The following is a 22605-nucleotide window of genomic DNA, read 5'->3' as shown; positions in this document are numbered from 1 at the left end:
TTGGAGACTATAAAATGCACATATAGGTACGTATCAATGTCGTTTTTAGGGTACGATCATGGCTAGGGGTAGGCGTCTCAAATCCTATTTGGATTATGAAAATGCGCTAGGTGACGGCATAGGAGTGGGCTATGGCCAAAGTTATCAGCCCTGGCTTAGAGCTCAGGACGTTAAATCCCGTGGAAACCGTTCGATAGTCTTTGGCCTTAAGACGTTTCGAAACCATCATCTCCTTTCTTCTGTCGAAAGTAACTTTTTCTATCTGGCTGAGTTTAATGACTCGGTGATTGATATCCGGGAACAATTCCCACTCTTTCCTCTCCGGCTTACCCAACAAATAGCAAATCATCTACATTTTCAACATCCTATGGTGAGGGGAGTAAGAGGAGTACCTGTCGAAGTTCTGAATGTTATGACAACCGATTTTTTACTGACCTTGAGAACTCCTGAAGGCGGACTTCGATACAAAGCTATAGCAGTAAAACATAACGAGAGCATACCTGAACGCGAAGCCCAAAAACTTGAAATAGAGAGGATGTTTTGGCAGTTGATTGATGTTGAGTTTCAAATTTATGTTGGCTCGGAACTCAATAACGTCGTCGGTAAAAACATTTGCTGGGCTACTTCTGTATTAAGAGATGGTTCTGAATTTTATGATAAATATCCTCTTGATAAAATCCTATGGAAGCTTAAACCAGATGTTTATCCCATAGTAGGACTACGTGCAATGATTTCATCAATCTTTGGGGTAGATGCACAAGAAGCGATGATGTTATTGCAGGCAATGATTGGATTAAAAATGATAAATGTTGATTTATCATATCCAATACTCGAAACCGGTCTGATAAAGATAATTTCCAATGACCACTATATAGGACTGAACGCAAATGGATATTATTAGGAATTCAGTCTGGCTCTCTCAAGGCACTGATTTGCTTGCAGAGGGACTTTACCGTGTTTTGGATTTTGACAGAAAGGTCGATTTGTTAATTTTGTTTAAAATAAAATCAGAAAGAACGGGTAAGCCAATCCCTTTCTCATTTTCAATGTTTAAATATTATATTGAATCAAATAGCATAACTTGTAAAGATTATATATATCCTTCATATATGTTAGTAGATGAGAAAGAATTAACAGATAAAGACAGAGGAAGGCGAGATGAAAATTACAATATCATTAAAGATCTTGTAGATGACAGAATGTTTCTGTTCGACTATGCATTACATAAAAAGTCGCACCTTTTAATGGATTACTCAAGAAATAAAAAAATATCACAATATACTATCAGAACGCTTCTGGCGTTGTATTGGCGACATGGGCAGGATATTTATGCATTGCTACCCGCATTCTCGAACTGTGGCGCCGCTGGGAAAAGTAGAATCAAACATGAAATTAAACTTGGGAATTCCAAAAAAAACAGAGCATTACCTAATGAACGATCACGTGTTTTCATTCTTAATGAAAGAGATATAAATAATATTAGAAAATCTCTCATTACGTATCATTATAAAGTTAACGGAGATACGATAAAGAAAACATTAGAGAGACATATTGATTTGTATTTTAGGGATGAAATTAAAACAGCAAACCTAGAAAATAGAGCTCCATATGTTCCTTCTTTAAAACAATTTTCATACTGGAATAAAAAACTCTTCACTAAAGATTTCTCGATAAATAAGAAGAACACGAAAAAAGAAATAGACCTCAAAATGCGGGCGCTTTTAGGTAGTGTGGCTAATACAACTGTTTTGCCGGGTGATGTTTTCGAAATAGACTCAACTGTCGCTGATGTACATCTTATTTCGAGTTTAAACAGACGAAAAGTCATTGGGCGTCCTACTATTTATACAGTGGTGGATCGTGCAACAAGAATGATTGTTGGCCTTCATGTTTCTTTATACCATGCTTCATGGCGAGCCGCCCGACAAGCGTTAGCAAATTGCTTTATGCCAAAAAAAGAATATTGTAGATTATTTGGAATCTCTATTACTGATGATGATTGGCCTTGTTCTCACATTCCATTAACATTGATGTGTGACAACGGGGAGATGATTGGTCTTAAACCTCAGGAAGAGATGACCCCCCTGACAAAACTTGAGTTTGCGCCAGTCGGTAGAGGCGACAGAAAAAGCATTGTTGAACGCTGTTTCGGCATTCTGAATGATGAGGTTATTCATAGGCTTATTGGAACAACACGAAGGGGAAAGATTGTTAAAGGAGAGCCAACACCGCAATCCAGGGCTTGTTTAACGATTCAGGAGGTCACGTCTTTACTGATTCGGGAGATACTTGCACATAATCAGAGAACGTATGAGGAACTGGCTTATATCAATCCCTTACTGATTGAAAATGATCTCGTAATATCACCAAAAAATAGTTGGATGATAAGCTTAAAGCACGGGAGATTCAGCGCAAGAGCCGTTGGGGCCGACGAAGTGATCGCACGATTGTTAATCCCTGTGAACGCTAACATTACCGCCGGTGGGATTCAGTACAATAATCTTTTTTATGAATGTGATCCTGAAATTGCATCAGGTGTCAGAGTATTTGGAAGAACCACTTGTGAAGCAAGAATAGATGACAATTGCGTAGATTATATATATGTAAGATTTGACAAAAATAGCATTTTCAAAAAACATTACCTACTTAAGAAAAGAGATGTATTTAAAGGGAAAGCTCATCTTGATACAGATGTAATGGCTGATTGGGTAGATACTCAAAAAGAAATTAATTTATTTACTCTGGATTCGCTCAGCAATATCAATAATAAAGATGAATTTAACAGGAAAGGTAACGAAAGATTAAATGAAATATACGAATCTCGCCGGGTACATGGTAAAGATATTAAAAAGAACAGGAAAAATGAACTTGATTCATTAGGGCGAACTCATGTTGCTAATGGAAGATCTGAACCCCTACTTCCTTCATCCAGTAATGTTCTGCTTTTGCCTGGCCGGGAGGAGAAACAAAGATGGTTAAAAGGTAAGAAGAAGACTGAGGACGCAGAATAATGAATCTTATACGGCGCGTTTCAGCGATATATAAAGAACAGGAGTTACCTGAGTATCGTGGCAATCCCTTAATTGAAGCACTTCCTGAAGCGCTTACGGAAGATGAAGTACTTCTGGAAATGAGTTATTTCCCCGAAATTGACGAAAAAATCCGCTGGACTGCCCCGGCGAATGTTAGAGAGCAGTATGTCGAACGTATAAAGAAATTCCGTTGCCCTCAAACCAATCTTATCCAGGCTTATAAGATGATCTTACGGGCACTTAGGGAAAGCTATGCAGCTCGTAATTCTTTAAAAAGCGGAACAATTCAATATCTTCATTACTATGGAAATGAGCGTCCTGATATTGAGCCAGAAAGTGGATATTTTAAATCCCAGGCTGAAACTATTACGATAGTTGGAATGAGTGGTTCTGGAAAAACTACCATGATTGAGCAAGTCATGGATCATTTCCCTCAGATTATAGAACACAGCAGCTATAAAGGAGTTTTTCCCGGCTTCAGTAAGCAAATTGTATGGGTAAAGATTAATTGTCCATACAATTCAAGTGTGAGAGACCTTTGTGAAGAGATTTTACAAAAATTAGATGATGCAATTGGTATTGAACGAACTACACCTGAGATTAGAAATGGTGCTCTGGCTCGCCAGATTGCACAAAGAATTAAATCATCATTTTTGGGTATCCTTGTTATTGATGAAATGCAGAGGCTTAAATTTTCAAGAACCGGGGGTGAGAGTAAGTTGATTGATTTTTTACATGAAATTGTAGATTCCATGGGGGTATCTATGGTTTTTTGTGGAAATCATCCTTTTGACGAGACGCTGACAAAGAAAATGAGAATTGCCAGGCGGGCAGAGTCTGGTGGTTACATGAAAATTAAGAATGTTAGATACGATTCACAAGACTGGCAATCGTTTATTCATTATTTATGGCCATTACAATGGACAAATGTTGAAACTCCATTAAATGATGAGTTAAACGAAAAATTATTCATTTTATCTAAAGGCAATATTGGATTGGCTCAGATGATTTATCGGGGGGCACAATTAAAGGTTATCGGTAGCGGCAATGAAATCATCACTGGCGCAGTCTTGTCGGCCTCTGTACCGGTACTCGTGAGTCATACGGAGGAATATAAGGATACTCCACTCCCGGGGGCCGCGACTGAAGATGAGGAAGCTAAATGGCTCTCTGCATCTAATGAGGGTGATGCTTCGGCTAAAATCATGGCAGAGAAGTCCCTAAAGTCTTTGATCCCTGGGGATATAGACAGGCCACAGCACAAGGAATTCGTAGGAAAAATAGACGAGGTTTTGCGCAATTTCGACGAGAAAATACTGTCTCTTGACCACGATCTTGTTATCAACAGAACAGCTGAAAAGAAAAATACCTACGATGCTCTTCAGCGTTGCGGGCTTATAAATATAGATCCACTTAATAAATTGTAATGAGGTAACAGTTCGTAACGGTCAAAGAGAGGTGTGGGAAATGAGAATGTTGCCTGTTTTGCCTGATGAATCCTTGTTCAGCCGGTTTTGTCGGACAACTACCGTGTACGGTATGTCCCCATCTTCTCTGTTAACGATCATTTTCAACAAACCTGATATGAACGTCCATCCAATTCTCAATTCAGGATTAAAGGCTATTTCTCTTCATACATCCGAAAGTGCAGATCAGCTCTGGCATGAACAGACTTTACTCCCTCTTTTTGCCTGGGCACTACCAATCAGTCGTAATGAAATTATGGATTTCAACACGACCCCTGCCAGGCTTAATCGATTGTGCCGCCTTAGTAATTTTTCACTAGGGCAGCGCACACTATTGAAGTTTTGCCCGGTTTGCGCTCGTGAAGATACTTTTCATTATGGTGTTACTTATTGGCATCTGGCGCATCAGCTTCATGGGGTTACAACCTGCCATCGGCATCCGGTAGCGCTTGAAAGCATCCATGTCCCTTCTTCACCGCACATACGTATTGGACTGATGCCTCCTGTTTCGTATACAGAACAACTTAGCAATGAGATAGACTTCGATTTTGCTAAGTTTTGTTATGAGTCCCTAAATATAATCAGAAGAAAAGATATTACACACCCCAATTACATGGATGTACTTAAAAAGTTGAATTTATTATCATTGGATGGAAATTTAAAGAAAAATGTATTCTACGCACATGTTTATGCTAAGTGCCAGTTATTTGGGGAGGGTTCATCGGGACTTATACCAACATCCCTAACTGATTATCATTACTGGGAGCCTATACTCAAAGACAAATGTTGTCAGCATCCCACAAAGCATCTTTTGCTTTGTTATTGTTTGTTAAATACTTGCTGGCCAACGTATGCAGGAAGTCGTACTAATAAAAAGAAAGAAATCTTTAAAAGTCATAAGAAATACAGTTTTCATATAGTTGAAAATAATACTAGTGTTAGCAACCTTGGGAAGGAATTTAGTCGCAGCAGATGTTACATTAAAACACTTATTTATAAAAAATACCTGAGGGCGTTTAAGCGAAACACAAAAATTAATATATTCACTGAATTGCTTATCAAGTCTATGGCTGTAAGGGGGTTTAGTCTGGCATCCATAGCTGAGAAAAACTCATTATCGGAAGGAGCTGTATCCTCTGTAATTTCATCTTGTTACGGTTTATGCTCATGGCGTAAAAAATGTAAAAAAGATTCTTTAAGACGGCGTCATAAGCAGAAAATATTAAGATTTATACATAATCAATCCGTTTCTATAACACGAAAGTTAGTCAAAGAAAGTTGTTATGCAAGTTTCTATTGGCTAAATAAACATGAATGTGACTGGCTTAATTCCTGTCTTCCTAAAACAATACGATGCTATAAAAATAAAAGAGTAGACTGGAGCGAGAGAGATATTATCTCATCATCATTAATAAATGATGTTTTATCTCAGGGGCAGTACTCGATGTCACTTACAAGTCTAGATGCTTTACTGGGAGGGCATGGCTGGCTTTTGAAATACAGAGATAAACTACCAATGACAATGATACTTCTCAGAAAAATGGAACTAATTAAATAAGAGGGAGTTATATGGTTTACGAAAATGAATTGTGGCACAGTTTTCTTCTGCGTTCACAGATAATGTATAACTTATCCAATTGCAGGAACATAATATCAAAGCATGGCGCACTAAGGTACGATGCCTTTCCTCGTTTCGAACTGATTGATATGTACAAATTGCATAGCTTGCAGGATATATATGACATTCTTGCCACTAGAAATGGTTATATACTAACTTCCAATATAGTGTCGTTATCTTCTGGTGTTTACGGGTATTTTAACGCTGTTGAAGATGCCTGTCGGAAAAATTTTCACATAACTAATTCATATCCATTGGTAAACATCTCAAACATTCGTTACTGTCACAAATGTATTGTTGAAGATATACACTCTAAAGGCATTGGTTATCTGCGTCATAGATGGTTGTTTGAATCTAAATGTGCAGTTCATAGTACCAGTTTATATGAGGTTTGTTTTGATAACTATTTGAATGCAGTGAAAGGACTTAGTGACTTAATTATAAGTGGAATAAATCCTCATGGTTATTGTTCCCTTGTGGTTGACGTTTCAAACCCTTTCAAAAATCCAGTGTATATATTACCATGTGCACGTAATAAAATTTTAAAATGGATTTCGGACAATAAAAATATGCTGATTTACTTTCTCTTTGATCTCTTCAAATGTAAGTCGCATTCAAGTTTATCTAAGGTTATCGAAGTCAAGATAATGCATGATAGATATATTTCTGCGGTGTTCAAGATGTTAAGTGAAGTTAATTTTTGTAATTTCAACTCATTTATTTCTGATATTTTTGAGGACGTAAGTTATGCCTCTATCGGACTTGATGATTATTCTGTTAATGTGCATTTTCTCAGGCTAAGGGCTGCAGATTGTAAATTTTGCCAGTTGAATGGTAAATATTTTTGCTCACTTTACAATGTAAAACTTCTTCGCTAATTTCACTTCATTTATAAAATACTAAGAAAGCTAGTTAGATAAGGTTTTATATTTTGACTGGGGCAGGAATAAATTATCACTCATAGAGTTTCCCTGGGGGTTACCACCTGTGTATGATGCCGGTTAGCAACAACGTCTAAAAGACCTGCGATCACGTGGGTCCCTCTCCAGCAAAGGGGCAAGGGGTGCTATATAACGGTGTACTGCTTACCCAATACGGCCTTGTATTTGAAAGATGCCGCATCTTGGCAGGATTCGTATTACAGCCTATAGTCTGTTAATGAGCATTACAGCCTATATGCTGTAAATCCCTGCGTTATGCTTGTTAACTCGTCGATACGGAAGGTCACTTATGAACACTCAATACGCTTTGAAGACTTTGAATCAGTTACGTCCTGTTTTAATCGGCTTTCGCAAAGCCAATGGACTGACGCAAAAAGATGTTTCTGAACGTTTGGGTATAACACAGCAAACTTATGCCCGACTAGAGGCCAACCCTGCAAGTGCGGGTTTTGAGCGTTTGTTTAGGGTGTTCAGCGTCCTTGGAGTGGAGATCGTACTTTCATCCAGGGAACCATTGTCAGATGCAAAGCCCGAATACGGAGCTATGCACAATTATTCTTCACTTCCAGCCAGGCGGGAGAAATGGTGACGCCTGGCGCTTCCCGGTCTAATTTTTCTTCAACAAGATTAACCCCTTAGCGGCCTGAAGTATCAGGTTGCGATAGAGCCTTTCATTTCTTCTGTTATGTTAAATACACCATTTTGAGCTATTTCGCTCGGCCTTAAATTATCTCTTCATTCTTCAGTGAAAATTTTATGTCGATCACATTATCGATAAATTTAGGAAATTATCCGTAAATGAAAATCTATCTTCTTTTAAATTCATCAGTGTCAGTAGCAAATATTACGCATAAAAGAATGGTTATTATTATCATTTAAATTATAAAGCTCATGAGTCAATTCCAAAAAATATAATAAGCATTGAAATCATTACCCGTGATTCTGGAGTTTTAACTTTGCCATGTAACCAACCACAAGTTAGTTTCCGGTGTTTTGAGGGGCAGTAAAGTTCTGAAAGCGCGACCAGATCATAATCCCGAAATGTCGTTAAGATATTCTGAATAACGGTTATCCCTGCTTGTTGGCAGGCATTTGAAAATATATTTTGTATTCAGGTTGCAGCAAAACGCTTTCTTACACACAGGACTTCATATGCGGCTCAGAAAATTAAAACTGAAAAACTTCAGAGGCTACAGAAACTCTACTGAAATCATTATTGATGAAAGCATGACGGGTATTGTCGGTCGTAATGACTTTGGGAAATCAACGCTTCTGGAAGCGCTGGCTATTTTTTTTGAAACAGAAGGAATGAAGGCTGACAAGAATGACATGAACTGTTTCAGCCTAAGAGAAGGGGACGGCCGTTTTGAAATAGCCTGTGAATTTGATGACCTGCCCGATTTTATCATGATCGACGACAGGGTGCAGACCACGCTCGCCTCAGAACATCTGCTGAATGAGGACGGCAATTTTGAAATCGTCAAAACGTTTAAAGCAACGACCTCAGGAAAACCGGAGCAGACCTGCATCCGCTGCATCCACCCGGATGAGGAGCCCCTGAGAAATTTACTGGGCATGAAAATTTCTGAGCTCAAGGCGGTGGGAAAAGAAGTTGAAAAAAATGTGGCGGATAAACGCACTGCATCGTTATGGCGTCAGGCCATCAGGGAAGCCGCAGCCCCCTATACCTGTTCGGAAATTATGCTGGATGTCGATAAAGAGTTCGGAACCGACACAAAATCATTATGGGGTAAGATCCTCGATTTGCTGCCCACGTATGCGATTTTCAAAGCCGACAGGGAAAGCAGCGACGGGGATTCCGAAGCTAAAAACCCCTTACAGCAGGCCGTAAAAGACGCTCAGGCTGCGCTGCAGGACAAAATTACAGCGCTGGAAAATGAGATTCAGGACAGCGTCCTGGATGTCGCACAGAGAACGCTGGATAAATTACGTGAAATGGCCCCCGAACTCGCCAGTGAACTGACTCCACGATTTAAGGAGAAACCCAAGTGGACCTTCAATTTCACCCTGGACGGGGAAAATGGCATCCCCATCAATAAGCGCGGCAGCGGGATAAGGAGGCTTATCCTGTTGAATTTTTTTCGGGCTGAGGCTGAAAAGAATGTCGCGGGGACGCCCAGAAATGTGATTTATGCCATAGAGGAGCCTGAAACGTCACAGCATCCGAACTATCAGATGATGCTGATGAAAGCGTTACTGGCACTGGCAGGCCAGCCGCATCGTCAGATTATCGTCACCACCCATGTCCCGGCGCTGGCCGGATTAATCCCTGTCGAAGGCGTACGTTATGTTACCCGAAATGAGGCGGGTGAACCCGTAGTAAAAATGCCGGATGACGCAGTGCTGAAGGAAGCCACTGAAAGCCTGGGGGTGCTGCCAGAGACCGGTATGGAAAGGGCGCAGGGGATTGTTCTGGTAGAGGGAAAGTCGGATGTTACTTTCCTGAGGCATGCGGCCAGTTCATTAAAACAGTCAGGTGCGCTGCCAGCCTCTCTGGAGGACGTGAAAATAGTGCCAGTCCTCATAGGAGGGTGTGGTAGCGTCAAACACTGGGTTACATTGAATCTGGCCAAAGATCTGGGGCTTCCCTGGTGCGTATTTCTGGACTCCGATATTGGGGGAGACCCTGCACAGGTTCTGTCCATCCAGAAGCGTAAAAAAGAAGTAGAGGAGGCCGGTAAGGTATTTTTCGCTACGCGCAAACGTGAGATAGAAAACTATCTGTGCCCGGATCTTATCGAGGAAATTACTGGTGTAGCCGTCACGTTTACGGACACCTGTGACGCTAAAAAAATAATCGGCCGGGCTGTGGGAATGAAACCCGATAATGTACTAGATAAATTCTGGCCTCAGATGACATCAGAAAGAATCATCTCAAGATCAACCTATCATGACGGAACGCAGGAGAGAAGCGAGCTGGTTGAGATCCTGAGCGACATTGTATCCATGACGAGATAATGTATTAAATAAGCATCTCAGGTGCATATATTCCGGTCCTCAACAAAGGACCGGAGTACAGAGTAGTAAAAACCCGAAATTAATCGGGTTTGAATTATATAAAGATTAACCGACTCCCGCGCCCAGGAACGATGTAAAATCACGCTTGTCGTGACATGTCTACAATGTTTACTTTTGACTATCAAGCCATTTATTCATCTGCTCAATTTCACCTTTTTGAGCTTTAATGATGTCCTGCGCGAGCTTTCTCATTTTCGGATCTTTTCCGTATTTGAGCTCGGTCTCAGCCATTGCTATTGCCCCTTCATGGTGCGCTACCATGCCTTTCGCAAAAGCCTTGTCGGGATCGGACTCATTTACGGCAGCCATCATTTTGTCATGCATGTCTTTCATGCCAGCCATATATTCCTGTGACGAAGCCGAGGTAGATATATCAGTCATTTTCATTTCTGAATGTTCTGCTGAAATCGCTGGCAGGGATAACATTAATACTGCAAATAAAGTGTTTCTGGCTTTCATAAAAAATATCCTTTTAGCGTTGATGCCCGTTAACTGTAGCAGAATCTGATAAAAATGCCCCCTGTAGGGGGCAAAGATGTTGCCATATATCCGGTTACGGAAAAATCTATCAAGGAAATAAGGACAGCACAGATACTTCCCTCGCCGTCAGCCTGCACTGAGCATGCGACGATGCGCTTCGGCCATGGCCTGATGTGGGCCAGACTGACCGTTATTCATAAATTCATGGGCAACTGCAGCTCTTTCATGCTCATTCATTGCCGCTAATGACTTCGACGGCCCGGTAGGGGAAACGGTCTGACTTCCCATCATCCTCTGATGACTTTCCACCATTTTCTGGTGCGCATCCGCCGACCCGTTCGTCATGGTTTCATGAGCAATAATGGCCTGTTCATGCTGGTCCATACCGGCCATACGAGGTGCAGTCCCCTGGATCCCGACAGGAGCCGCAGCAGACTGCATCTGGTGAGCAGGTGCCTGTGCATTGTTGACCCGCTCATGGATATTCACGGTTTCAGTGGCCCAGGCCGAAGAAATTAAGCCAAAGCCCAGCAAGGATGCTAATACGATATTTTTCATGATAACTCTCCATTTCTTAATTAGTGATGTCCGGGGGAGTACAACCGGTGTTTTCAGTTCCATAACTGAAACAGGTTCGGAAGTGTTTATTTCTCCGGGAGGGGACTGGATATTCATTTCCTGGCGTCCACTGACGCCGGATATTGATAAAGCAATCCAGCCTTCCTGATAAGTTGCACTAATTATATCGAATGGCTTCTGTTTGCTGCATGACAGGCTAATGACATCTTTGTCATTTAAATCTTTATTCCCAGCACTGGGTGTCCGGAATCATTTTCTCCAGTCTGGGCACGGATAAGATAAAACGCGTTGAGTGTACGTCCGATTCCACCTGCACTCTTCCGTGATGTGCTTCCACGATTGACTTCACAATCGCAAGGCCGATGCCGCTGCCTTCTCCTTTTCGTTGTCTGGACGGATCCACCCGATAAAAACGGTCAAACAACCTTGATAAATGCTCTTCAGGGATTGGTTTCCCCGGATTTTCAATCACAAGGTCAAAAAAGCTCTCCTGCTCTCTTATTGAGACGGTGATTGCCTGTCCCTCCGGGGTATAACGCAGGGCATTGGATAACAGATTATTGATCGCCCTTCTGAACATTTGTGGATCTCCCTCAACCAGGCAGGGCATCCCGTTAAATTTGAGCGTGATATTGCGTTCTTCGGCCCAGGCTTCGAAAAACTCGAAGACTTTCATGACTTCCGCTCTGAGGTCAAACATGACCCTGTCAGGTATCAGCTGATTATTATCTGCCTGTGCCAGGAACAGCATATCGCTGACCATTTTGGTCATCCGGTTATACTCTTCAAGACTGGAATAGAGGACATCCTCAAGTTCCCTCTGTGTTCGATCCTGACTCAGTGCGATTTCAGTCTGCGTCACCAGATTGGTGATGGGCGTTCTGATCTCATGCGCGATATCGGCAGAGAAATTGGCCTGGCGGGTAAAGACATCCTCAATCTTTCCAATCATATGATTGAACGAGATAACCAGTTGCTCCAGCTCAATGGGAACGCGTGTCGGTTCCAGTCGCGCATCAAGATTCTCGGAGGTGATGTTTTTAATGGCATTGCTGACATTACGAAGGGGCAGGTGCCCCTGACGGACAGCGATTCGAATGATCAGAACAATCAACAGGCTTATCACGACGGCAATCGCAATCAGGTTCTTTTTCAGCGCATCGAGGTAATGGAGATGGAAATTAATGGATAGGCCAGTCAGCATGACATAGTTCTGCTGTTTGCCCTGAAATATCGCCTGACCAGAGGAGGCGATAATCCTGTATGTTTCCATCTTCATTTCGGACCCGGTATCCATCGGTCCCGCAGGATCCTCCACCGTCCAGAGAAAGACATCCCGTGCGCGGCTGTGCTCGCTAAAATCTGCTGAATTCACTGCCGGGCGTAGTGCCGCCCCCTGAGCTGAGCTAAAGAGCACTTCCCCCCTGGGATTGAGGAGCAAAAGGGCAACGTTGCGGTAGCTGGCAATTGATTCCTTTATTTTGCTTATTTTTTTATCATCCGGATCCACCGGGGACTGCAGTATACGGTTCAGTGTGGTGCTGATTTGTTGAAGATCGCTGACATCCTGCTCGGCAAAATGATTTTCAACAGAATGCAGCATAAACCAGGTGAATGCGATAAAAGCCAGTATCGTGGACAGGCTGATAAAAAAGGTCAGCCGCAGAGCGAGTGAGAAAGGGCGTCTGGAAGGTTTGCTATGCATCCGGGACCTCCAGCATGTAGCCCACGCCCCGGACTGTCTGGATCAGCTTTGTCTCGTAATCGTTGTCTATTTTAGCGCGGAGTCGCTTTACTGCGACATCGATTGCATTAGTGTCGCTGTCAAAATTCATGTCCCAGACCTGAGAGGCAATCAGGGAGCGGGGAAGAACCTCTCCCTGATGGCGAATGAAGAATTCCAGTAGGCTGAACTCTTTACTGGTGAGCACAATGCGGTTTCCGGCGCGACTGACTTTTCTGGATACGAGATCAATCGAGAGGTCAGCCACCTTAAACTGGCTTTCCGTGATCATCGTGTTTCCCCGCCTCAGAAGGGTTCTCACCCGGGCGAGCAGTTCGGCAAACGCAAAGGGTTTAACCAGATAATCGTCCGCACCCAGTTCCAGTCCTTTGACCCTATGTTCGATCGTGCCGAGGGCTGTCAGCAGTAAGACCGGCATACCCTTTCCGGCAGTGCGCAGCATGCGGATGATATCCCAGCCGTTCACATCAGGTAGCATGATATCCAGAATGACTAAATCATACTCGGCTGTCATGGCGAGATGATATCCGGTAAGACCATTATCAGCGTGATCCACTACGAACCCTGCCTCTGTAAGCCCTTTGCTGAGATATTCACCTGTTTTAATTTCGTCTTCGACGATCAATATTTTCATCTTGCTCCCCGGCTGGCTGCTAATGTCATTCTATTGCGCCCACGATCGTTATCAACGGATTACAGCAAAAATGACAACATTGTCATTATCCTGTCACCCGGCAAACAGAGAGCGTTAGGTAAAGTACCCCTATCAATACTCTGGACTTCATTTGAACCATTTACCAGGTCTGCCTGGACGAGAAGCGTTATGTTCAAATTAAAATTACTCAGCATTAGCACGATATTCATCCTGGCAGGCTGCGTGTCGCTTGCGCCTGAATATCAGCGGCCCGCAGCACCGGTACCCCAGCAGTTTTCACTGTCCCATAACAGCCTGACGCCAGCGGTAAATGGCTATCAGGATACGGGCTGGCGTAACTTTTTTGTCGATCCCCAGGTTACCCGGTTGATCGGTGAAGCTCTGACTAATAACCGTGATTTGAGAATGGCTGCCCTGAAGGTTGAAGAGGCCCGAGCCCAGTTCAACGTCACGGATGCAGATCGTTATCCCCAGCTGAATGCCTCATCCGGGATAACATACAGCGGTGGTCTGAAAGGTGACAAGCCGACCACACAGGAGTACGACGCGAGACTGGAGCTCAGCTATGAGCTCGATTTTTTCGGCAAACTTAAGAACATGAGTGATGCTGATCGCCAGAACTACTTTGCCAGCGAAGAAGCCCGTCGGGCCGTACACATCCTGCTGGTATCCAACGTTTCACAAAGCTATTTCAGCCAGCAACTGGCGTACGAACAACTTCGTATTGCGCGGGAAACGCTGAAAAATTATCAACAGTCCTATGCTTTCGTTGAGCAGCAGCTCGTGACCGGGAGTACGAACGTTCTGGCACTTGAACAGGCGCGAGGACAAATCGAAAGTACCCGCGCCGAAATAGCCAAACGAGAAGGCGATCTGGCTCAGGCAAACAATGCCCTGCAACTGGTGCTGGGAACGTACCGCGCACTTCCGTCAGAAAAAGGGATGAAAGGCGGGGAGATAGCCCCAGTAAAATTGCCACCAAATCTGTCTTCACAAATTTTGCTGCAGCGACCGGATATTATGGAAGCGGAATATCAGCTGAAAGCGGCTGATGCCAATATTGGCGCAGCGCGAGCGGCCTTTTTCCCCTCAATTACCCTGACCAGTGGTCTTTCCGCAAGCAGTACGGAGCTGTCCAGCCTGTTTACGTCAGGAAGTGGAATGTGGAATTTTATCCCTAAAATTGAAATTCCTATATTTAATGCTGGCAGGAATAAAGCCAATCTGAAGCTGGCTGAAATTCGCCAGCAACAGTCGGTGGTTAATTACGAACAAAAAATTCAGTCAGCCTTTAAGGATGTTTCCGACACGCTTGCGCTGCGCGACAGCCTTAGCCAGCAACTTGAGTCACAGCAGCGTTATCTTGATTCACTTCAGATAACTCTCCAGCGTGCCAGAGGATTGTATGCAAGTGGTGCTGTCAGTTACATCGAAGTGCTGGATGCAGAACGTTCCCTCTTCGCTACCCAGCAAACCATTCTCGATCTTACCTATTCCCGGCAGGTTAACGAAATTAATCTGTTTACCGCGCTGGGTGGCGGTTGGGTAGAGTAAATTTATTTAATTAATCAGGAAATTAAAATGCGTAATTCACTTAAAGCCGTTTTATTTGGTGCCTTCTCTGTCATGTTTTCTGCCGGTCTTCATGCTGAAACACATCAGCATGGCGATATGAATACTGCCAGTGATGCTTCGGTACAGCAAGTTATCAAGGGCACCGGTGTCGTTAAAGACATTGATATGAATACTAAGAAAATCACCATTTCGCATGAAGCAATTCCAGCGGTGGGCTGGCCTGCAATGACCATGCGCTTTACTTTTGTTAATGCAGACGATGCTATTAATGCCCTGAAAACAGGCAACCATGTCGATTTCTCGTTTATTCAGCAGGGCAATATCTCCTTACTCAAAAGCATTAACGTGACGCAGTCCTGATTGGCTGTCCGGAGCGATTACATCCTGTGCGCCTGTACATTCACATAGGTATATGTGTGAGTTAACCGTCAGGCGCATATGCCAGGTGTTTTGATTTTTTAGCGGAAAATTGTATGGCTTCTTTAAAGATAAAATATGCTGCAATAATTATCAGCAGCCTCATAGCAGGGGGGCTGATATCGGTTACTGCCTGGCAGTATGTAAACTCAGCACAAAAGACAGAAAAAACAGAACAAAAGGCACCGGAACGAAAGGTGCTTTTCTGGTATGACCCAATGAAACCGGATACCAAATTTGATAAACCCGGAAAATCGCCCTTTATGGATATGGACCTGGTGCCAAAATATGCTGATGACAGTGGCGATAAAAGCAGTGGCGGGATCCGTATCGACCCAACCCAGGTTCAGAATCTGGGATTAAAAACGCAAAAAGTCACGCGAGGAATGCTGAATTATTCTCAGACAATCCCGGCTAATGTCAGCTATAACGAGTATCAGTTTGTTATTGTGCAGGCGCGTTCTGACGGGTTTGTCGAAAAAGTCTACCCCATGACGATTGGCGATCATGTGAAGAAGGGGACGCCACTTATCGATATTACCATTCCGGACTGGGTGGAAGCACAGAGTGAATTCCTTCTGTTATCCAGCACCGGTGGTACTTCCACGCAAATTAAAGGCGTTCTGGAACGGCTTCGCCTGGCAGGTATGCCGGAAGAGGATATTCAGAGACTGCGTTCTACCCGGAGCATTCAGACCCGTTTTACCATTAAAGCACCTATTGATGGTGTCATTACTGCATTTGACCTGCGCACCGGCATGAATATTTCGAAAGATAAGGTGGTGGCTCAGATTCAGGGAATGGACCCGGTCTGGATCAGCGCTGCAGTGCCAGAATCTATCGCCTATCTGCTGAAAGATACGTCGCAGTTTGAAATTTCGGTACCGGCTTATCCGGATAAAACATTCCATGTCGAAAAATGGAATATTCTTCCCAGCGTGGATCAGACAACCCGTACGCTTCAGGTCCGTCTCCAGGTTTCTAATAAGGATGAGTTTCTCAAGCCGGGCATGAATGCCTATCTGAAACTGAATACCAGAAGCCAGGAGATGCTGCTGATACCAAGCCAGGCCGTTATCGATACCGGCAAAGAACAGCGCGTGATTACTGTTGATGATGAAGGCAAGTTTGTGCCGAAACAGATCCACGTTCTGCATGAGTCACAGCAACAGTCCGGCATCGGCTCCGGCCTGAATGAAGGCGATACCGTGGTGGTCAGTGGCCTGTTCCTCATTGACTCTGAAGCCAATATTACGGGCGCACTGGAACGTATGCGCCACCCTGAAAAAACAGAAAGCAGTATGCCAGCAATGTCTGACCAGCCTGTAAATATGCATTCAGGGCACTGAGGAGACGACGATGATTGAATGGATTATCCGGCGCTCTGTCGCCAACCGTTTCCTGGTCATGATGGGGGCCCTGTTTCTCAGCATCTGGGGCACATGGACGATTATTAACACGCCTGTCGATGCCTTGCCTGACCTGTCAGATGTGCAGGTCATTATCAAAACCAGCTATCCCGGCCAGGCCCCGCAGATTGTAGAAAACCAGGTCACCTATCCACTTACCACCACCATGCTGTCCGTGCCTGGCGCAAAAACCGTGCGTGGTTTTTCACAGTTCGGTGATTCGTATGTGTATGTCATTTTTGAAGACGGCACCGATCTGTACTGGGCCCGTTCCCGCGTGCTGGAGTACCTGAACCAGGTACAGGGAAAACTGCCCGCCGGTGTGAGTTCTGAAATCGGTCCGGACGCCACGGGGGTGGGCTGGATATTTGAATATGCCCTTGTCGATCGCAGCGGAAAACACGACCTTTCAGAACTGCGTTCTCTGCAGGACTGGTTCCTGAAATTTGAGCTGAAAACCATCCCGAACGTGGCTGAGGTCGCTTCGGTTGGCGGCGTGGTGAAACAGTACCAGATTCAGGTCAATCCGGTAAAATTGTCTCAGTATGGTATCAGCCTGCCCGAAGTGAAACAGGCCCTTGAATCGTCTAACCAGGAGGCCGGTGGCTCATCCGTTGAAATGGCCGAAGCTGAGTATATGGTCCGTGCCAGCGGTTATCTTCAGAGCATTGATGATTTTAATAACATCGTCCTGAAAACAGGCGAGAACGGCGTGCCGGTTTATCTGCGGGATGTTGCCCGCGTGCAGACCGGGCCTGAAATGCGGCGTGGTATTGCCGAGCTGAACGGCCAGGGCGAAGTCGCTGGCGGCGTGGTGATCCTGCGGTCGGGTAAAAATGCACGCGACGTTATCACGGCAGTGAGGGATAAACTTGAGACGCTGAAGGCCAGCCTGCCGGAAGGCGTTGAAATCGTGACCACCTACGATCGCAGCCAGCTCATCGACCGGGCGATTGATAACCTCAGTTCCAAACTTCTGGAAGAGTTTATCGTGGTGGCCATCGTCTGTGCCCTGTTCCTGTGGCACGTACGTTCTGCCCTGGTGGCGATTATCTCTCTGCCGCTTGGTCTGTGTATCGCCTTTATCGTCATGCACTTCCAGGGACTGAACGCCAATATCATGTCGCTGGGAGGGATAGCGATTGCCGTCGGTGCGATGGTGGATGCCGCCATTGTGATGATTGAGAATGCGCATAAGCGGCTTGAGGAGTGGGATCATCAGCATCCGGGTGAGCAGATTGACAACGCCACCCGCTGGAAGGTGATTACCGATGCCTCCGTTGAAGTGGGACCCGCACTGTTTATCAGCCTGCTGATCATCACCCTGTCCTTTATTCCTATCTTTACCCTGGAAGGTCAGGAAGGACGTCTGTTTGGCCCGCTGGCATTCACGAAAACGTACTCCATGGCGGGCGCGGCCGCGCTGGCCATCATCGTCATTCCGATTCTGATGGGATTCTGGATCCGGGGGAAAATTCCTGCAGAGACCAGTAACCCCCTGAACCGGGTACTGATCAAAGCGTATCATCCATTGCTGTTGCGGGTTCTCCACTGGCCAAAAACAACCCTGCTGGTTGCGGCCTTGTCCATTTTCACCGTTATCTGGCCGCTGAGCCAGGTGGGCGGTGAGTTTCTGCCGAAGATTAACGAGGGCGACCTGTTGTATATGCCGTCGACCCTGCCGGGTGTCTCTCCGGCTGAAGCTGCAGCGCTCCTGCAGACGACGGACAAGTTAATCAAAAGCGTTCCTGAAGTGGCCTCTGTATTTGGCAAGACCGGTAAAGCAGAGACCGCCACGGATTCCGCACCGCTCGAAATGGTTGAAACCACGATCCAGCTCAAACCTGAGGATCAGTGGCGTCCAGGCATGACGATTGACAAGATTATTGAAGAACTCGACAGGACCGTCCGTTTACCGGGGCTGGCAAACCTCTGGGTGCCGCCAATCCGTAACCGTATTGATATGCTCTCAACCGGGATCAAAAGCCCGATAGGTATCAAGGTGTCCGGAACGGTTCTGTCCGATATCGATGCAACGGCGCAGAGTATCGAAGCGGTCGCCAAAACCGTACCCGGCGTAGTGTCTGCTCTCGCAGAGCGACTGGAAGGCGGGCGCTACATTGATGTGGATATCAACCGGGAAAAAGCCTCCCGCTACGGAATGACGGTGGGCGATGTGCAGCTGTTCATCTCATCAGCCATCGGCGGCGCGACGGTAGGGGAAACGGTTGAAGGCGTGGCCCGGTACCCGATTAATATCCGCTATCCGCAGGATTACCGGAACAGCCCGCAGGCCCTGAAACAGATGCCGATCCTGACCCCGATGAAGCAGCAGATCACGCTGGGCGATGTTGCGGATATTAAGGTCGTTTCCGGGCCGACTATGCTGAAAACGGAAAATGCCCGTCCAGCCAGCTGGATTTACATTGACGCGCGCGGCAGGGATATGGTGTCGGTGGTTAATGACATTAAAACGGCGATCAGTCAGAAAGTGAAACTGAGACCGGGTACCAGCGTGTCATTCTCCGGACAGTTTGAACTGCTTGAGCATGCCAACAAGAAACTGAAGCTGATGGTGCCGATGACGGTGATGATCATCTTCATCCTGTTGTATCTGGCATTCCGCCGGGTTGATGAAGCCCTGCTGATCCTGATGAGCCTGCCGTTCGCCCTGGTTGGCGGGATATGGTTCCTGTACTGGCAGGGCTTCCATATGTCTGTCGCAACCGGAACGGGGTTTATCGCTCTGGCCGGGGTGGCAGCAGAGTTTGGCGTGGTCATGCTGATGTATCTGCGTCATGCCATTGAAGCGCACCCGGAATTGTCCCGTAAAGAGACGTTCACACCGGAAGGCCTTGATGAAGCCCTCTATCATGGTGCCGTACTGCGTGTCCGGCCGAAAGCCATGACCGTGGCGGTGATCATTGCGGGTCTGCTGCCAATACTCTGGGGAACCGGTGCAGGTTCAGAAGTCATGAGCCGTATCGCGGCACCCATGATTGGTGGGATGATCACGGCTCCGCTGCTGTCCCTGTTCATTATTCCTGCCGCCTACAAATTAATCTGGCTGCGCAGACATAAAAAAAGCGTGTCCTGAACCTGAAAGGGCACCCCCTGTGGGTGTCCTTCTTTACTGATTCACCCTGACGTCAGGGTTTAAATCGATAATATACAGAGGTGAGTATGAAAAAAGTGGTTCTGATGGCGCTGGCTCTCGGCCTTTCACTGCCCGCGATGGCGAGTGAAAAAGTGATTGATATGTACAAATCTGAAAACTGTGGCTGTTGTTCCCTGTGGGGCAAAGCGATGGAAAAAGACGGGTTTGAAGTACGAACTCACGTCATGAATGATCAGGCGCTGTCAGCCCTGAAAGAAAAGCATGCTATTCCTGCAGGACTGCGAAGTTGTCATACCGCGGTTGCCGGTAATTTGATCATTGAAGGCCATGTGCCTGCGACAACGATACATAAGGCAATGCAGTCTGGTTCAGGTATATACGGTCTCGCCACCCCCGGTATGCCAGCAGGAAGTCCTGGAATGGAGATGGGAGCCCGAAAAGAGGCTTACGATGTTATCGCATTCTCACCGGATGGAAGTAAAAAAGTCTTCCAGCGAATCGAATAGTCAGCGGAACGGCTGATAACGGGACGCCGGTAGCAGGCACTCCTGTGCCGGCGATATTCGTGGTAATCGCATCCATGACATACCCTGAAGACAGAAGATGCTTCGGTATGCATAAGGAGAGTTACTGTGAAAAATGACAATGCAGTGCAACACAACAACCAGACTGCTTCTGAGCAGACATTATCCCCGGACGAGGGCCACGTATTGCATAAGGTGAGAGATCCCGTGTGCGGGATGGCCATCCTGCCCGACAGGGCGCACAGCAGCATTCGATACCAGGACCATCAACTTTATTTCTGCTCCGCCAGCTGTGAGAGTAAATTTAAAGCCCATCCCGATCGTTATCTTACCGAAGATGCCAGTGAACATTCCCATCACCATCACCACGATCATCACGAAGTCAGCCCTGATCAGATAAAACAGCCTCACCACCAGGCGGAAAAAGAGAATTCTGAAGGTGTGTGGACATGTCCGATGCACCCGGAGATACGCCGCAGTGGTCCCGGAAGCTGTCCTGTCTGTGGAATGGCACTGGAGCCGCTCGTAGCTACGGCATCCACGGGGCCGAGTGATGAACTTCACGACATGACAAGACGCTTCTGGCTGGGGTTGTTGCTGGCGTTTCCGGTTCTGGTACTCGAAATGGGATCTCATCTGTTTCCCGAGTTGAGGAATACAGTACCGCCACAGTACAACACATGGCTGCAGCTGCTTCTGGCCTCCCCTGTCGTGTTGTGGTGTGGCTGGCCATTCTTCGCCCGGGCCGGAATGTCGTTACGTAACCGCTCCCTGAATATGTTTACCCTTGTTGCAATGGGGACCGGCGTAGCCTGGGTTTACAGCGTCATTGCAACCGTCTTCCCCTCCTGGTTTCCTGCATCGTTCAGAAACATGGATGGCCTGGTGGCCGTTTATTTTGAAGCCGCAGCAGTTATTACGGTGCTTGTTCTGCTGGGACAGGTTCTTGAGCTGCGGGCACGGGAACAAACCTCAGGCGCCATTACTGCGCTTCTGAACCTTGCCCCCAAAACCGCCAGACGGCTGGATCATGACGGTCATGAAACGGATATTAATGCGGAAGATGTCCTGCCTGGCGATAAGCTCCGCATCAGACCTGGAGAGAGTATTCCGGTCGACGGTATCGTGATCGAAGGCAAAACAACCGTTGATGAATCGATGGTGACCGGGGAATCTATGCCGGTTACCAAAACGGAGGGTGACCCTGTCATCGGGGGGACCATTAATCAGACAGGGAGTCTCATCATCCGTGCAGAGAAAGTCGGTGATGAAACAATGCTCTCACGAATTGTTCAGATGGTCGCTGATGCACAGCGTTCGCGTGCCCCCATCCAGAGAATGGCTGACAGCGTTTCAGGCTGGTTTGTTCCTCTGGTGATACTTATCGCGGTTGTTGCTTTCGTGATCTGGTCTGTCTGGGGGCCCGAGCCCAGGATGGCGCACGGTCTCATTGCGGCTGTGTCGGTCCTGATTATTGCCTGTCCCTGCGCGCTGGGGCTGGCCACGCCGATGTCGATAATGGTGGGGGTGGGCAAAGGAGCCCAGGCCGGGGTGTTAATCAGGAATGCCGAAGCCCTTGAGCGTCTTGAAAAAGTGGACACGCTGGTTGTCGACAAAACAGGCACGCTCACGGAAGGTTCGCCTACGGTGACAGGGATTATCAGTCTCAATCCGGGTGGGGAAACATCTCTTTTGCGTGTAACAGCCGCAGTGGAAAAAGGCTCGCAGCATCCGCTGGGTATGGCAGTAGTTAAAGCAGCACAGGAAAAGGGGATCGCAATACCCGCAGTCACTCATTTCGATGCACCGTCGGGTAAAGGTGTCTCAGGCGATGTCGAAGGTCAACGGGTTGTTATTGGTAATGAACTGGCTATGCAGGAAAACAGTATAGTTATTGATAATCAAAAGGCCGTTGCGGATACGTTGCGGATGGAAGGCGCTACCGTTATCTATGTGGCCACAGACGGGGACCTTGCAGGCCTGATAGCTATCTCGGATCCCGTGAAAA

General features: G+C 46.2%; 17 protein-coding genes. 13 read left to right on the top strand and 4 right to left on the bottom strand.

Annotated features, from left to right (window positions below; all coding sequences use genetic code 11):
• The first annotated feature begins 58 nt into the window (after positions 1-58).
• The 7 genes from ACOTX2_RS16015 to ACOTX2_RS15985 all read left to right on the top strand — a co-directional run bounded on the left by ACOTX2_RS16015 (position 59) and on the right by ACOTX2_RS15985 (position 10036).
• The gene (locus ACOTX2_RS16015) at positions 59-901 is read left to right on the top strand and encodes a TnsA endonuclease N-terminal domain-containing protein (RefSeq protein ID WP_000090707.1); all 843 of its coding nucleotides are present in this window, start codon (positions 59-61) and stop codon (positions 899-901) included.
• Positions 888-3011 carry a transposase gene (locus ACOTX2_RS16010; protein WP_000351437.1) on the top strand — a complete coding sequence of 708 codons (2124 nt, stop codon included), beginning with the start codon at positions 888-890 and terminating at the stop codon, positions 3009-3011. The genes ACOTX2_RS16015 and ACOTX2_RS16010 overlap by 14 nt, the downstream gene beginning before the upstream one ends.
• Positions 3011-4459, top strand: a complete 1449-nt coding sequence (locus ACOTX2_RS16005; protein ID WP_421625944.1) for an ATP-binding protein — start codon at positions 3011-3013, stop codon at positions 4457-4459. Before ACOTX2_RS16010 ends, ACOTX2_RS16005 begins: the two co-directional genes overlap by 1 nt.
• A 40-nt stretch (positions 4460-4499) precedes the next feature.
• Positions 4500-6056 carry a TnsD family Tn7-like transposition protein gene (locus ACOTX2_RS16000; RefSeq protein WP_001324699.1) on the top strand — a complete coding sequence of 519 codons (1557 nt, stop codon included), beginning with the start codon at positions 4500-4502 and terminating at the stop codon, positions 6054-6056.
• Positions 6057-6067: 11 nt separating this feature from the next.
• Positions 6068-6994, top strand: a complete 927-nt coding sequence (locus tag ACOTX2_RS15995; RefSeq protein ID WP_000262423.1) for a hypothetical protein — start codon at positions 6068-6070, stop codon at positions 6992-6994.
• A 352-nt stretch (positions 6995-7346) separates the two neighbouring features.
• A complete protein-coding gene (locus tag ACOTX2_RS15990) occupies positions 7347-7646 on the top strand; it encodes a helix-turn-helix domain-containing protein (protein ID WP_001097216.1) in 300 nt (99 codons plus the stop codon).
• A 563-nt stretch (positions 7647-8209) separates the two neighbouring features.
• Complete coding sequence (locus tag ACOTX2_RS15985) at positions 8210-10036, top strand: AAA family ATPase (protein ID WP_001239419.1); 1827 nt, start codon at positions 8210-8212, stop codon at positions 10034-10036.
• 168 nt (positions 10037-10204) lie between these two features.
• Here the strand turns inward: ACOTX2_RS15985 and copM are convergent, their stop codons facing one another.
• The 4 genes from copM to silR form a co-directional block, all read right to left on the bottom strand.
• Entirely contained in the window at positions 10205-10555 is a 351-nt protein-coding gene (gene copM, locus ACOTX2_RS15980) for a CopM family metallochaperone (protein WP_000647570.1), read from the bottom strand.
• Between the two features lie 147 nt (positions 10556-10702).
• On the bottom strand, positions 10703-11134 hold the full coding sequence (silE, locus tag ACOTX2_RS15975) for a silver-binding protein SilE (RefSeq protein ID WP_000790485.1): 432 nt from the start codon (positions 11132-11134) through the stop codon (positions 10703-10705).
• Between the two features lie 244 nt (positions 11135-11378).
• Entirely contained in the window at positions 11379-12860 is a 1482-nt protein-coding gene (gene silS / locus ACOTX2_RS15970; protein WP_000555736.1) for a copper/silver sensor histidine kinase SilS, read from the bottom strand.
• The gene (gene silR / locus ACOTX2_RS15965; protein ID WP_000697968.1) at positions 12853-13533 is read right to left on the bottom strand and encodes a copper/silver response regulator transcription factor SilR; all 681 of its coding nucleotides are present in this window, start codon (positions 13531-13533) and stop codon (positions 12853-12855) included. Before silR ends, silS begins: the two co-directional genes overlap by 8 nt.
• A gap of 189 nt (positions 13534-13722) precedes the next feature.
• Between silR and silC the strand changes: the two genes are divergently transcribed.
• The 6 genes from silC to ACOTX2_RS15935 all read left to right on the top strand — a co-directional run.
• Positions 13723-15108 carry a Cu(+)/Ag(+) efflux RND transporter outer membrane channel SilC gene (silC, locus tag ACOTX2_RS15960; RefSeq protein WP_000475506.1) on the top strand — a complete coding sequence of 462 codons (1386 nt, stop codon included), beginning with the start codon at positions 13723-13725 and terminating at the stop codon, positions 15106-15108.
• 27 nt (positions 15109-15135) lie between these two features.
• Complete coding sequence (cusF, locus tag ACOTX2_RS15955) at positions 15136-15489, top strand: cation efflux system protein CusF (protein WP_001246155.1); 354 nt, start codon at positions 15136-15138, stop codon at positions 15487-15489.
• Between the two features lie 113 nt (positions 15490-15602).
• Positions 15603-16895: a Cu(+)/Ag(+) efflux RND transporter periplasmic adaptor subunit SilB gene (gene silB, locus ACOTX2_RS15950; protein ID WP_000157620.1), complete on the top strand. Its 1293-nt coding sequence runs from the start codon at positions 15603-15605 to the stop codon at positions 16893-16895.
• 10 nt (positions 16896-16905) lie between these two features.
• Positions 16906-20052, top strand: a complete 3147-nt coding sequence (gene silA / locus ACOTX2_RS15945) for a Cu(+)/Ag(+) efflux RND transporter permease subunit SilA (RefSeq protein WP_000574029.1) — start codon at positions 16906-16908, stop codon at positions 20050-20052.
• 86 nt (positions 20053-20138) lie between these two features.
• A complete protein-coding gene (locus ACOTX2_RS15940; RefSeq protein ID WP_000758228.1) occupies positions 20139-20579 on the top strand; it encodes a DUF411 domain-containing protein in 441 nt (146 codons plus the stop codon).
• 126 nt (positions 20580-20705) lie between these two features.
• On the top strand, positions 20706-22605 hold a 1900-nt coding region (locus ACOTX2_RS15935), incomplete at its 3' end, for a heavy metal translocating P-type ATPase (RefSeq protein ID WP_421625943.1).

This window comes from Enterobacter cloacae complex sp. IR5412, from assembly GCF_049237385.1.
GTDB lineage: Bacteria > Pseudomonadota > Gammaproteobacteria > Enterobacterales > Enterobacteriaceae > Enterobacter > Enterobacter intestinihominis.
The sequence above is the reverse complement of the archived record's forward strand: the minus strand, read 5'-3'. Positions and strand labels throughout refer to the sequence as shown.